The sequence below is a fragment of the Amorphoplanes digitatis genome (assembly GCF_014205335.1).
Taxonomy (GTDB): Bacteria; Actinomycetota; Actinomycetes; order Mycobacteriales; family Micromonosporaceae; genus Actinoplanes; species Actinoplanes digitatus.
In genome coordinates this window covers 7168185-7180674 of sequence record NZ_JACHNH010000001.1, presented here as the reverse complement: position 1 = coordinate 7180674, position 12490 = coordinate 7168185, and the positions used below count along the sequence as shown (strand labels likewise).

Sequence of the window (12490 nt, the reverse complement as noted above, 5' to 3'; positions counted from 1 at the left end):
CACCCGGAACTTGAATGGCGATCGGTGCCGATGGGACTCGACGAGGCCGTGGTGCGCGGCGGCGACGACGACCACGGCGGCGCCGACCTGGGCGAGCGGGTCCGGATCGGCGGCCCGCTCGCCGTTCCGGTGCGGCCCGAGGACGTCGAGGGCGACCTGCGGACCTTCGTCGCCGCCGAGGCCGGGCGCCACACGTACCACCTCACCCACGTCGCGCTGTCGCTGATCTGCGACCGCGGCGATCCGAAGTTCGAGTCGGCGACGCTGAGCCTGCTGCTGTCGGCGACCGGCGGCGCCGCTCCGGAGCCGGTGGCCTGGTCGATGCTGCCGCAGCGGGTCACCGAGGAGGAGAGCGTCACGACCAACTTCCGCTTCGGACCGGAGCTCACCCTCGAACCGGTCGGGCTGTCGCTCGGCTCGGTGGAACGCTCCGGCACCAGGACCAGCGCGCGGCTGGCCGTCGAGGCACGGGGACTCCTGCGGTCGGACCCGAGCTGGCGGCTGACGGACACGCCCCGGAACCCGATCGCGGGCATCCACCGGCTGGTGCTCGTCGTGCGCGGCGCGGCCGGTGCGGTGCCACAGGCCGTCGTCGGCGTGCGCGCCACCGTCCGGGAGCGGCGCGTGCTCCGTTACCGGAGCCGGGACCTGCCGCCGGTCGTGATCGCCGGATCGCTGTGAGCGCCCCGGCCGCGGGCGGCGGCGACCAGGACGGTGAGCTGGCCGCGTGGGCGTCCGGGCACGCCGCGACCGTCGGCCGCCCCGCCCCGGCCCGGCAGGCGGGTGCGGAGATCGCGGCGGCGGAGGAGCTCGAGCCGCGGCTGCTCAGCGTGCTACAGGGCAAGGGCAATCGCCCGGAGGGCGGGGCCACCCGCAGCGGTGAGGATCGCCAGGGTGTGCGGGGACTCGCCCTCGCGAGGGTCGACGACGGCGGCTTTCTGCTCGCGACCGGTTCGCACGACGGCACGGTGAAGGTGTTCGATCCGATAACCGGAGCGCTGCTGCAGACCATCACGGACCACACGGACACCGTGCGGGGCGTGGCGCTGCACGCCCTGCGCGACGGGAGCGTGCTCCTCGCCACCTGTAGCGAGGACGGAACGGTCCGGGTCTGGGATCCGGTGGAGGCCCGGTGTCTTCAGGTGCTGGAGGACACCGGCGGCTGCTCCGACGCGGCCGCCTTCATCGAACTGGACGGCGAGCTGCTGCTTGTCACCGGGGACCGGGACGGCGCGCGGATCCGGGACCCGCACACCGGCGAGACCCTGCGCATGCTCGAGGGTCACCGCCAGAAGGTGTACTGCCTCGCGGTGACCGTGCTGCCCGACGGCACCGCCCTGCTGGCCACCGGCAGCAACGACTCGAACGTGCGCGTCTGGGACCTGCGGACCGGCGCGTGCGTGCACGTGCTCGAGGGATACTCCGCAGAGATCCACACGGTGCGTTTCGGCACCCTGCCGGACGGCACCACGTTCGTCTTCTGCGACGGCATGGGCAGCCGGCTCATCGCGTGGGACGTCGGCACCGGGGCGCAGCTCTACTCGACCGTGCATGACGCCGGTGTGGTCGAGGCGTCGTCGTTCCTGCTGCAACCGGACGGTTCGATCGTCCTGCTCCTCACCGATTCGTCGGCTCGCGGTGTGCGCCTCTGGGATCCGGTGCGCGGCCAGCCGGTACGGCAGTTGCTCACGGTGGATGACCCGCCGTGGTCGATGCTGCTCTTCACCGCGCCCGACGGCCGCCTGTTCATGGCGGCCGGCACGAGCACGGGTGACGTCTCCGTCTGGACACTGACCGGCGAGCGGGCGCTCGCCGACGGGCCACGCGGACTCACCCTCGGCGCCGAGCAGGCGAGGCTGGGTGCCGCGGGGCCGAGGGGCCCGGCTCGCCTCCTGCGGAGGGCCGGCGCGCCCCCGCTGGTCGCCGTCGCCGACGAGGGCGTCATCCGCGTCTGGGACATCGCCCTCCAGGAGACCGTGCATACCCTCCAGGAGGGCGGCGCCCTGGTCTGGCACCTGTCGTCGGCGGCGCTGGACGGCGGCACCGAGCGGGTCATCGCCTCGGAGCAGGGCGGAACCGTACGGATCTGGGATCCGGAGGCCGGCACCTGCGTCGAACGGATCGAGACGTCGTCCGCGATCGCGGCCGCCGCGACGACCATGCCGGACGGCAGATCGATCATCGCCGTCGGCGGTGTCCGGTCGACACACGGCGTTCGCCCGGACGTGCAGCAGAGCGTCGGCCTCGCCTGGCTGCCCGCCGAGGAGGAGTATCCGCCGCAGGTCACCGAGCAGCCCGAGGTCGGCTACTCCCTCGCCTTCACCAGGCTGGGCGACGGCACGACGATCCTGTCGATGGGCGGTGGCGACGGATCCCTGACGCTGTGCGACATCGCGACCGGCGACTGCCGTACCAGAATCATGAGCCAGGGTTCCGTCCGGTCGGTGGTGAGCTGCGATCTGTCGGACGGGACGGCGATCGTCGTGGCCGGCACTGAGAGCGGCACGATCATGGTGGTCGATGCCGGCACCGGGGTCCGCCTGCACGAGATCGATACGAGTGTCGCCGGCGCCGCCCGGCGCGGCGTCGAATCGCTGTCGGCCGTCGCCCTGCCGGACGGGGGCGGGCTTATCGCGGCGGTCGTGAGGTCCGCCGAGGGTCCGGAGGTCGGCATCTGGGACGTGGTGACCGGTGAACAGCTGTTGCTGCTGCCCGGGGCCTCCAGCGGCAACTGGGTCTCGACGGAGACGATCGGGCTGCTCGCCGACGACACCGGCCTGATCTGGATCGTCTACCCGCACGGGCAGGACTACGTGGTATCGACGCTCGACGTCGCGCTCGGCGGGCCGGCCGGATTCCGGCACCGCGACCGCCGGCCGTTCGCGGCCGTGCAGGCCGCGGTGGACGGGCTGCCCTGGCTGGCGAACGCGGGCATCCACGCGCCGCTGTCGCTCCTGGCCGATCTGGTCGTCCTTACCGGAGGGCGCGAACCCGCGGACCAACTCGCCGCGCTCGCCGAACACCCGGGCGCGGACCGCCTGCGATCCCTGCGGTGGCCGCCGCCCGCGCGGGTCGGCCTCGCCGCCCTGCTGCTGGAGAACGCGAACTTCGACGCCGGGTTCGTCGCGCCGCAGGCACCGGTCCCGGACCTTCGGCGCGCTCTTCTCGCCGCCATGCGGAGGACCCCGAACGCCGCGGCGCCGGTCGTGCCGCCGATGGGAGCCCTCATGGCCGGCGCCGACGAGGTGACCGAACAGGTCCTCGCCCTGCTGGCGCTGCTGGGGCCCGACGCCGTCGCGGCGGATCCGCTGTTGCCGCTGCGGGTCCGGCACGAGGCGGCCTGCCTGCCGCTGCTCGACCCGCGCGTGCGTACCGCGATCACCGAGATTCCCCGCCAGGTCAAGACCCAGATCGAGTCGCACGCCGCCTCCTCGCGCGCCAGCGCCGGCACGGTGGGTCTGCGGCGCCGCGGTACGCCGCGCAGCCTGCTCCGCACCCAGCTGGCGCTCCCTTCCGAGCTGCGGAACCTGCTGGAGGTGCGGGGCAACCTGCTGTACCGGCTGCACGACGGTGAGCCGGAGCTCCACCTCGAGCCGATGGTGCTCGTGCTGGACACCTCGCCGCCGACCTTCGGGCCGGTGGAGAGCACGCTGCGGCTCGTCGCGCACGGGCTGGCGGGAGGGCTGCTCGGGCGGCAGCGCGAGGCGGCCGTCGTCACGCTCGACCGCCCGGCCCGGGTCGTACCGTTGCGCCGGCACAGCGACCTGATGGCGCTCTGGACCAGCCGCATGCTCGATCCGCCGCAGCTGCGGACGGCCCTGCTCACGGCCGAGAGCGTGGGGTTCGCGGCGACCGCCGTCCTCACCACGCACCACGTCGCCCGGGAGTATCCGTTGCCGGGCCGGGCGAACCTGCGCGTGGTGACCGCGCACGCGCCCGGCGAGAAGCCGCCGCTGGCCACGACCAACCCGTACACCGTGCACCTCGGCCCGCGGGCGCAGGCCACCGAGATCGCGCGGGCCGTGGTCACGATCCTCGTCGGCGCGGACGGCCGGTGAGGCGCGGGCGGCCGGTGAGGCTCAGCCGCGTGCGCGCTCGATGCCGTCGAGGAGCAGGTCGACGGTGAACTCGAACTCGACCTGACTGTCGCACCAGCCGAGCGTGGGGTCGGCGGCGGCGTGCGCCTCGGCCGCCATCATCGCGGTCAGGTGCGGCAGCGCCTCGGCCATCGCCGGCAGTTGCGCCTCCACGGCGTCGACGTCCATGCTCCCGCCCGCCGACGCGGGGCTGAAGACCTCCTGGGCGAAGCCGAGGGCCAGGCTGCCGAACGCGTGCAGCGCCCGGTGCGCGATCCGGTGTGAGAACCCGGCGCCGACGAGCGTGGCCACGATCGCGTCGTAGTAGCCGTAGACCCCGAACGGGATGGTTGGGCGTGAGGCGAGGAGCCCGGGCGCCCACGGATGACGCAGCATGACCTCCCGCGCCGCGAGGAACCGCCGCCTCAGCCGCGTCCGCCAGTCCGGGTCCGGCCCGCTCGACTCGGCGGCGGCGACCGCGGCGCCGATCTCGTCGACGACGGTCTCGGCGAGGCCGTCGAGCAGCCCCTGCTTGCCGGGGAGGTGGTGGTAGATCGACATGGCCTCGACGCCGAGGTCGGCGGCGAGGCGGCGCATGGTCAGCGCCCGGAGCCCCTCCGCGTCGGCCAGCGCTACCGCCGCCGCCAGCGCGCGGTCGCGGCTGAGTGGTTCCCGCACGGACTTCGCTCCCATTTCTCTGCCGACCCTTGCCCGTACCTTACAACGTATGGTTACCTTACAACGTAAGGTGGCCGACCTCGGGCACCCGGAAGAAGGAGTGCCAGATGCCACCGCTGATCCGCCTCGCCCGCCAGACCGGCCTGCTCTATCTCGGCCTGGCCATCGCCGGCGGGCTGGGTTTCCTGCTCATCCGCCCGCGGCTGTTCGCGGCCGGCGACGCCGGTTCGACCCTGGCCCACCTGGTCGAGCACGAGGGGCTCGCGCGCGCCGGCATCGTCCTCGAGCTGCTCGTCGTGCTGACCCAGGCGCTGGCCGCCGTCTGGTTCTTCCGCCTGTTCCGCACGGTCGACTCCGTCGCCGCCGGCGGCATCGCCGCGTTCGGCCTCGTCAACGCCGTCGTGGTCCTGACCAGCGCGGCCCTGCTGGCGACCGCGACCGAGGTCGCGTTGCAGCCGGTCGGCGACGCCGCCGCGAACGTCCAGCTGCTGTACCTGGTCAGCGGCAACCTGTGGACGGTCGGTGGCCTGTTCTTCGGGCTGTGGCTCATGCCGATGGGCTGGTGCGTGCTCCGCTCGGGATGGATGCCCCGGGCGCTCGGCTGGATCCTCATCGGCGGCGGCGCCGGCTACGTGCTGAGCCCGTTTGTGGGGTACCTCATCCCGCAGGCGGGTGCCGCCGTCGACCTCCTCGCGCTGCCCGCGTCGGTCGGCGAGTTCTGGATGATCGGTTACCTGCTCCTGCGCGGCGTGCGCGCCGGTGCGCCGGACGGGGATCCGGCCCGGGGCCGCGACCTCGGCAGGCTGTCAGACCCGGCTGGTGCGCGCCCGGCCGGCGGGTGAGGCGAACCGGCCGAAGCCGTTGTTACCGCGGGCGCGCCGCAGCGCCGGCGGGGCGGGCGCCGGGGCCGGCTGCTCCGCCGGCGTCTCGATGATCTCGGCGGTGGTCCGCGCGGCCGGTGCGGCGGCCGGCTCGGCCCGCGTCGCCGGTCGCGCCGCGGAGGCCGGTCGCGGGCCGGGCGCCGGGGCTGCCGCCGGCACCGGGCTGCCGCCCAGGTCGTCCGGTGTGCCCATGGCGAATCGGGTCCATCGTGGCCGGTGGCGAAGGAAGACGGCCGCGCCGATGCAGATCATCAGGATGCTCACCAGGACCGTCGTCCGCATCACGCCGCCACGACCTCTCGCTCCAGCCCCGATTTCATTGGTTATCTAGCCAACGACGGTAGCAGCACGCGGGGTTTCCACCAATCGCCCGACGGCCGCGGAGCGCCTATCCTGGGCCTATGACCCCTTCTCGGCCGCTGATCGGCTTCGGTGGCTACCTGAAGGAAGCGATCCAGGAGGCCGGGTTCCCGACGCCCACCCACTTCGCGCGGGCGGTCGGCACCGATCCGTCCGTCGTGCTGCGCTGGCTCAGCGAGGAGCAGCGGCCCACCATCAGGTCGATCGAGCGCATCGCGCCCGTGCTGGGACGGACCATCCCCGAGATCGTCATGGCGGCGTACCCGGATCGGCTGGGTGGGCCGCCGCCGGCCGCGCCCGCCGCCCATCCGCTGGTCCGCGAGCTCGGGCGGATCCTCGGCGAGGACTCGCCGATCCCCGCCGAGGACCGCGCCGCGCTGGAAACGGTGCTCGACCGGCTGTTCGAGCCGTACCGGAAAGTGTTGCGGCGGCGAAGATCAGCATGATCGATGTCGCATCCACACCGGAACTTCCGTAATCTCGGACCATGACTGAGCGGGCCCGCGCCGATCAAGGGTCCACCATGGGTGGCCTCTCCATCCACGTGAGTAAGCTGCTGCTGGTCTGCCTCGTCGTGGCCACGGCCGCGACCGGCGCCCTCATCGTCACGATCGTGGTCGGGCTGCCGCCATCGCACCCGCCGCCCGGACCCAACGGCATGCCGCCGCCCCCGCCCAGCCTGCGGCCGCTGGCCACGTTCCCGGTCGTCACCGGGTTGTTCGTGCTGGCCTGGCTCTCGGTCGTGGTGGTGTTCTCCCGCGACCAGATCCTGCGGCGGATCCGGCAGGGGCAGGACCGGCCGGAGGCGGCCTTCGAGCGGATCGACGAGTTGTTCACCGAGCTCCGGTCCCAGCTCGCCGCCGACCGCGACCGCGAGCTGCGGATGCTCGAGGAGCGCATCGCCGAGCTGACCACCGAGTACGGCGAGCAGCGCGAGACCGACGGCTACCTCAGCGGCCTGCGCGTGGCGACCACCGAGGACCCGGCCGCGAAGGTGCACGCGATCCGCCGCGACCGCCGCCCGGGCGGCTGACGGGTTTACTTCCGATTCGGGAGCTGAAGTCCGTTTCCCCCGCCCTTCCGGGTGGGTAGTCGGTCTTCAAGAACATTCCCGAGCGAAGGGCCAGCGACCATGGTGACCGTAACTGCGTGCAATGCCCGGACCGTCTCCGTCGAGCGGGAGGTGCGGCGATGAGCCACGTCGCGAACCCCGCAACCGTCGAGGACTGCCTGCGGGTAGGTGCCGGGTTCTCCCAGGGTGACCGCAACTGGATCGCCGAGCTGTTCGCGACGCTGGACGCCCGGCTGGCCGGCTTCCACGCGGACACGACCGAACTCGAGGTGTCGGTGAAGGACCGCGAGGTCCGGGGGCAGAAGGTCACGCTGGAGTGCTGGATCGCCGGTCGGCAGAAGGTCGTGACGACCTCACAGGAGGAGGACCTGCACGCGGCGCTGAACGACGTCCGCGACGACCTGCGCCGCCGGCTCAACGACGCGAAGACCCGGCAGGAACCGCGCAACAACCGGCATCTGCGGGAGCAGGCCGTGCCGGCGGAGACCGAGGCGCCGCCCGCGGACGGCGGCTACCCGCCCGAGATGTGAGCGCGCGAGATGCACCAGACTGTTCGCCGTGGCCAGAACGATAAGGATCAGCACGCGTAACGCGACCTTCCAGCAGTGGCAGGCGCTGCTCACCAACCGGAACAAGAGGCAGCGCGCCGGCGAGTTCCTGGTGCAGGGCGTCCGCCCGATCTCCCTGGCCGTCGAGCGCGGCTGGGAGATCCGGGCGATGCTCGTCTCGGACGGCCCGGGCCTGTCCCGGTGGGGGCGCGACATCGTCGACATCGCGGGCGCGCCGCAGGCGGTCGTCGCCGGGGAACTGATGGGTGAGCTGGGCGGAAAGGACGACGAGGCGCCGGAGCTGCTGGCCGTCGTCGCGATGCCGGGCGACGACCTCGACCGCATCGCCGCCGGCCCGGGCATGCTGGTCGTGGTCTTCGACCGGCCGACCACGCCCGGCAACGTCGGCACCCTGGTGCGCTCGGCGGACGCGTTCGGCGCGGCCGGGGTGATCGTCACCGGGCACGCCGCCGACCCGTACGACCCGAAGGCGGTCCGGGCCAGCACCGGCTCGCTCTTCGCCCTCCCGGTGGTACGGGTGCCGAGCCACGTCGAGGTACTCGACTGGGTGAAAGTCGTGCGGACCGACGGCGTACCCGTGCAGATCGTGGGCACCGACGAGCGCGGCCCGGTCGGGATCGCCGAGCATGATCTCACCGGGCCGACCGTGCTCGCGATCGGAAACGAGACGCACGGCCTGAGCGCCGCCTGGCGCGACGCCTGCGACGAGACGGTCCGCATCCCCATCACGGGAGCCGCGAGTTCGCTGAACGCGGCGTCGGCCGGATCCGTCGCCCTGTACGAGGTGGCGCGCCAGCGAAGCAATTCGAAATAGTCCCTTATTCGCCGCGATCTCCGGCCGAAAGGTAAGACGTGCGGTATACCCGGTGCCGCCGTCAGAGGGAGAACCTCGTGCGCGTCAAGGACATCAGCGTCGGTAAGCGGCTCGGCGTCTCGTACTTTCTGCTCACTTCGCTGATCGTCGTCTCGGCGGCGGTCGGCTGGTGGGGGCTCCAGCAGCAGAGCGAGGCGCAGCATCGCCTGACGGCGCTCGAGCAGGTGCGTGACGATGTCCGGGCGGCCAAGTACATGGCGGCGGACGTGTCCGGCTGGCAGGGGCTGATGGTCGCGGACGTCGGCGCGTTCGGATACACGGCGGCGACCGGCCCGGACGGCTACAACCGGCAGGGCGAGCTCGAGTCGAAGAAGACCATCTACGAGGACCTCGCCTCCGCGCACACCGAAGACATGACCGACGCCGAGCGGGCCACGTACGCCCAGCTCAAGCCGGCGTGGGACGACTTCTTCAAATGGGACGACACGATCATGAAGTGGCTGGCGGCGGACACGCCGGCCAGCCGGGCCAAGGCGATGAGCACCATCAACGGCGGGCCCGCCTCCGACTCGTACGGCAAGGTCCTGGACATCACGGCGGCGCTCGACAAGTCGGTCGAGGCCCGGGCCGATCAGCTGCGCGCCGACGCGGCCGCCGTCCGCGCCACCAGCCTCAAGGTGCTCGGCGGCACGCTGCTGCTGACCGTGATCCTCGCGTGCCTCATGGGCATCGGGGTCACCCGCTCGGTGGTCCGGCCGCTCGCGGTGGTCGTCGGCGCGCTCGACCGCCTGGCCCGGCGCGACCTGACCGCCCGCGCGGGCCTCTCGCGCAAGGACGAGCTCGGCCAGCTCGGTGACGCCGTGGACCGGACGGCCGAGTCCCTCGGCGAGACCGTCACCGCCATCGCGGGGCACGCCGGCACGATCGCGGTGGCGTCCGACGACCTGTCGGCGGTGTCGGCGCGGGTCGCGGAGTCCAGCGCTCACGTCGACAGCCAGGCCGCCGCGGTGGCGCAGGCCGCCGACAGCGTCTCCGGCAACGTCCGCACGATGGCCGCGGGCAGCCAGGAGATGAGCTCCGCCATCGACGAGATCGCCCGCAACGCCGGCGCGGCCGCCTCGGTCGCGAGCGAGGCGGTGGAGGTGGCCACGCAGACCAACACGACCGTCGGCAAGCTCGGCGAGTCCTCGGCCCAGATCGGGGACGTGGTCAAGATGATCACCTCGATCGCGGAGCAGACCAACCTGCTGGCGCTGAACGCGACGATCGAGGCCGCCCGGGCCGGCGAGATGGGCAAGGGTTTCGCGGTGGTCGCCGGCGAGGTCAAGGACCTGGCACAGGAGACCGCGAAGGCGACCGAGGACATCGCCCGGCTGGTGCAGGCTATCCAGGCCGACTCCACGAACGCGACCGAGGCGATCGGACAGATCAGCTCGGTGGTCGGCCGGATCAGCGACTTCCAGACGCTGATCGCGGCGGCGGTGGAGGAGCAGACGGCCACGACCAGCGAGATGGGCCGCAGCGTCGGCGAGGCGGCGGCCAGCAGCGAGAACATCGCGTCGAACATCGCCGGCGTCTCCGCGGCGATGGGCGAGACGACAATCGCGGTGCGCCAGGCCCGGGAGTCGGCGGAGGGCCTGGCCCGGACGAGCGGCGAGCTGCGCGGCCTGGTCGACAGCTTCCAGTTGTAGGGCTTGTCCAGGGGTGCGCGTGCTCTCTTTGGACTGATCCCCAATATGGGGGGAGTTCACCTCGCGCACCCCGGTCCCCGGCCGGTGGCTCGTAGCGTCAGCCTATGACGAGTTCACCTGCGCTGGGCGACATCAAGGCACGCCAGCAGAAGACCTGGGCCAGCGGCGACTACGGCGCGGTGGCCGCGCTCATCCAGCCGGTCGCGGAGAACCTGGTGCAGGCGGCGGACCTCTCCGCCGGGTCGCGGGTGATCGACGTCGCCACCGGTACGGGCAACGCGGCGATCGCCGCGGCCCGCTGCCTCTGCTCGGTGACCGGTGTGGACTATGTGCCCGCGCTGCTGGAGCGCGGCCGGGCCCGGGCCGCGGCCGAGCATCTCCCGGTGAGCTTCGAGGTCGGTGACGCCGAGGCGTTGCCCGGCCGGGACGGCGCCTGGGACGTGGCCCTTTCGGTGTTCGGCGTCATGTTCGCTCCCGATCAGGATCGGGCCGCCGCCGAGCTGGCCCGGGTGGTCCGCTCCGGCGGCCTCATCGCCCTGGCGAACTGGGTGCCCGACGGATTCATCGGCGAGGTGTTCCGCACGGTGGGTCGCCGGGTGCCGCCGCCGCCCGGCGTGCGGGCGCCGTCGGAGTGGGGCAGCGGGCCGCGGCTGCGGGAGCTGTTCGGCGAGCAGGTGACCGACCTGCGGGTGAACCGGCGGGAATTCGTGTTCCGGTTCGCGTCCCCGGAGAACTTCGCCGACTACTTCCGGGCCAACTACGGGCCGACGCTGAAGGCGTTCGAGGCGCTCGACGACGAGCAGGGCCGGCTGCTCTACGCCGACCTGGTCGACCTGGCCACCCGCCACAATGTCGCGACGGACGGCACCGCGAAGATTCCGTCCGGGTACGTCGAGGTGCTTGCCACCCGGGCCTGACCGCCCGTCAGGCGGCCGACGTCAGCCGGTTCAGCGCGTCCGTGAGGCCGGCCGCGGTCTCGTCGCCGAGCTTCTCGAACTCCATCCGCATGACCGGGGTGGCCAGCTTGGCGAGGCCGTGCATCTCGAGCTCCACGTGATAGGTGACCTCGCTGCCGCCGCCGACCGGGCGGACGGTGATCGTGTCGGTGGAGGTCGCGCCCTCGCTGCGGCCGGCGAAGACCAGGCGGTCGCGCTCGACGACCTGGAGCGTGTAGGTGAGCTCGCTGGTCACGCCGAGGATCTTCGAGGTGTTGTGCCAGCTCGCGCCGACGGCGAGCGGCCCGTCGTCGGTGCGTACGGTGTGCCGCGTCGCCGAGTCCCAGGCGTTGGTGTTGCCGAAGTCCATCAGGTACGCGAGCACCGCCTCCACGTCGGCGGCGACGGTGAACGTACGGGAGATCGTGATCATCGTCTTCCCCTCGAGGGCCCGGCGGTGCGTTTCCACCCTAAACGCCGGTAATCCCTCCCGCCGCGCTTTCGGCCACGGCGGCGTCAGGCGCCGGTGAGCCGGGCCCGGGCCGCCGCGTACTCGGCGTCGGTGATCTCGCCGCGCTGGTGCCGCCGGGCGAGGACCGCCAGTTCGGCGTCGACCGCGTCGCTCGGGCGGGGCGCGGACCCGTCGACGGGGCGGCTCCACGGCGGGCCGGTCGGACCAACGACCGGCGGCGGCCCGGCGGGCGGCGGAGCCGTGAACGGCCCGGGCGGTGGGCCGCCGAACATGCCCTGCTGCCGAGGCTGGGTCACCGGGTGGTAGCCCGCCGGCCAGGCGACCTGCCGGGGCTGCGGCTGCGGCCGGAACCAGCGGCCGGCCGAGGGCCGGGTGAGCAGCACGATCGCGACGATCAGCGCGACCATCGCCAGGCCCGCGAAGATCCCGCTCCCGATCCGGTACGCCGCAGGGTAGGAGTCCGGCAGCGAGCCGAGCGAGGTCGTCCGCGTGACGGTCCCGTCCGAGCGTGACGTCCAGAACGCCATGTTGCCCCCGAAGTCGGGCGTTCCGCCCCGCGTGATGGCGCTGGTGCCGCAGAGCAGGAGTAGCCCCATGACGGCCCAGGCGACGATCCGGCCGGCCTGGCTGCCGGAGCGCACCGCCACCGCGGCGCCCAGCAGGAGCAGCGCCGCGACGATCGTCATCACCGCGACGATCACGACGCTGGACCCGGCGAGGCTGGGCATGAACTCGTCCTGGCCGAACTCCTGGAACTCGTCGCGAGCCCACGCCCGGGTCCGGCCGACCTGGCCGAAGAGCGCGAACCCGGTGATCAGATAGCCGAGCGCAGTGATCATCATCAGCGCGACGGCGGCGGTGACCGTCGCCGGGCGTGCTCTGTCCATGGTGCTGGTCATCCGCGGAGCCCCGTTTCCCCCGAACCGATACCGGCCAGATCAG

At 72.7% G+C, this 12490-nt stretch carries 13 protein-coding genes; 9 read left to right on the top strand and 4 right to left on the bottom strand.

The window, feature by feature from the left end:
- Positions 1–24: 24 nt before the first annotated feature.
- Both BJ971_RS31475 and BJ971_RS31470 read left to right on the top strand, forming a co-directional pair.
- Positions 25–681 (top strand): hypothetical protein, encoded by a 657-nt coding sequence (locus BJ971_RS31475; protein WP_184996776.1) that lies wholly within the window; start codon positions 25–27, stop codon positions 679–681.
- The gene (locus tag BJ971_RS31470; RefSeq protein WP_184996775.1) at positions 678–4058 is read left to right on the top strand and encodes a WD40 repeat domain-containing protein; all 3381 of its coding nucleotides are present in this window, start codon (positions 678–680) and stop codon (positions 4056–4058) included. Before BJ971_RS31475 ends, BJ971_RS31470 begins: the two co-directional genes overlap by 4 nt.
- Before the next feature lie 21 nt (positions 4059–4079).
- Here BJ971_RS31470 and BJ971_RS31465 read toward each other — a convergent pair whose 3' ends face one another.
- Positions 4080–4754, bottom strand: coding sequence for a TetR/AcrR family transcriptional regulator (locus BJ971_RS31465; RefSeq protein ID WP_307837376.1), 675 nt, complete (start codon positions 4752–4754; stop codon positions 4080–4082).
- 107 nt (positions 4755–4861) lie between these two features.
- Between BJ971_RS31465 and BJ971_RS31460 the strand changes: the two genes are divergently transcribed.
- On the top strand, positions 4862–5596 hold the full coding sequence (locus tag BJ971_RS31460) for a DUF4386 domain-containing protein (protein ID WP_184996773.1): 735 nt from the start codon (positions 4862–4864) through the stop codon (positions 5594–5596).
- On the opposite strand, the gene BJ971_RS31455 is transcribed toward BJ971_RS31460, so the two are convergent.
- Positions 5561–5920 (bottom strand): hypothetical protein, encoded by a 360-nt coding sequence (locus BJ971_RS31455; RefSeq protein ID WP_184996772.1) that lies wholly within the window; start codon positions 5918–5920, stop codon positions 5561–5563. The two genes, BJ971_RS31460 and BJ971_RS31455, sit on opposite strands and share 36 nt — an antisense overlap.
- Positions 5921–6036: 116 nt before the next feature.
- On the opposite strand from BJ971_RS31455, the gene BJ971_RS31450 reads away from it, so the two are divergent.
- The 6 genes from BJ971_RS31450 to BJ971_RS31425 all read left to right on the top strand — a co-directional run bounded on the left by BJ971_RS31450 (position 6037) and on the right by BJ971_RS31425 (position 11058).
- Positions 6037–6441, top strand: coding sequence for a helix-turn-helix domain-containing protein (locus tag BJ971_RS31450; RefSeq protein ID WP_221478884.1), 405 nt, complete (start codon positions 6037–6039; stop codon positions 6439–6441).
- A gap of 41 nt (positions 6442–6482) precedes the next feature.
- The gene (locus BJ971_RS31445; protein WP_184996771.1) at positions 6483–7028 is read left to right on the top strand and encodes a hypothetical protein; all 546 of its coding nucleotides are present in this window, start codon (positions 6483–6485) and stop codon (positions 7026–7028) included.
- Positions 7029–7186: 158 nt separating this feature from the next.
- Entirely contained in the window at positions 7187–7597 is a 411-nt protein-coding gene (locus BJ971_RS31440) for an HPF/RaiA family ribosome-associated protein (RefSeq protein WP_239087384.1), read from the top strand.
- 28 nt (positions 7598–7625) lie between these two features.
- Positions 7626–8450 (top strand): TrmH family RNA methyltransferase, encoded by an 825-nt coding sequence (locus tag BJ971_RS31435; RefSeq protein WP_184996770.1) that lies wholly within the window; start codon positions 7626–7628, stop codon positions 8448–8450.
- A gap of 77 nt (positions 8451–8527) precedes the next feature.
- Positions 8528–10141 (top strand): methyl-accepting chemotaxis protein, encoded by a 1614-nt coding sequence (locus tag BJ971_RS31430; protein WP_184996769.1) that lies wholly within the window; start codon positions 8528–8530, stop codon positions 10139–10141.
- Between the two features lie 104 nt (positions 10142–10245).
- Positions 10246–11058: a class I SAM-dependent methyltransferase gene (locus tag BJ971_RS31425; protein WP_184996768.1), complete on the top strand. Its 813-nt coding sequence runs from the start codon at positions 10246–10248 to the stop codon at positions 11056–11058.
- Positions 11059–11065: 7 nt separating this feature from the next.
- Here BJ971_RS31425 and BJ971_RS31420 read toward each other — a convergent pair whose 3' ends face one another.
- Both BJ971_RS31420 and BJ971_RS31415 read right to left on the bottom strand, forming a co-directional pair.
- Entirely contained in the window at positions 11066–11509 is a 444-nt protein-coding gene (locus BJ971_RS31420) for an SRPBCC family protein (protein WP_184996767.1), read from the bottom strand.
- Positions 11510–11592: 83 nt separating this feature from the next.
- Positions 11593–12435, bottom strand: coding sequence for an SHOCT domain-containing protein (locus BJ971_RS31415; protein WP_184996766.1), 843 nt, complete (start codon positions 12433–12435; stop codon positions 11593–11595).
- Positions 12436–12490 lie beyond the last annotated feature (55 nt).

Coding starts and splice junctions, on each gene's coding strand:
- BJ971_RS31445 (WP_184996771.1), top strand. CDS start 6,483: ATGACTGAGCGGGCCCGCGCCGATCAAGGGTCCACCATGGGTGGCCTC.
- BJ971_RS31440 (WP_239087384.1), top strand. CDS start 7,187: ATGAGCCACGTCGCGAACCCCGCAACCGTCGAGGACTGCCTGCGGGTA.
- BJ971_RS31450 (WP_221478884.1), top strand. CDS start 6,037: ATGACCCCTTCTCGGCCGCTGATCGGCTTCGGTGGCTACCTGAAGGAA.
- BJ971_RS31420 (WP_184996767.1), bottom strand. CDS start 11,509: ATGATCACGATCTCCCGTACGTTCACCGTCGCCGCCGACGTGGAGGCG.
- BJ971_RS31460 (WP_184996773.1), top strand. CDS start 4,862: ATGCCACCGCTGATCCGCCTCGCCCGCCAGACCGGCCTGCTCTATCTC.
- BJ971_RS31415 (WP_184996766.1), bottom strand. CDS start 12,435: ATGGACAGAGCACGCCCGGCGACGGTCACCGCCGCCGTCGCGCTGATG.
- BJ971_RS31425 (WP_184996768.1), top strand. CDS start 10,246: ATGACGAGTTCACCTGCGCTGGGCGACATCAAGGCACGCCAGCAGAAG.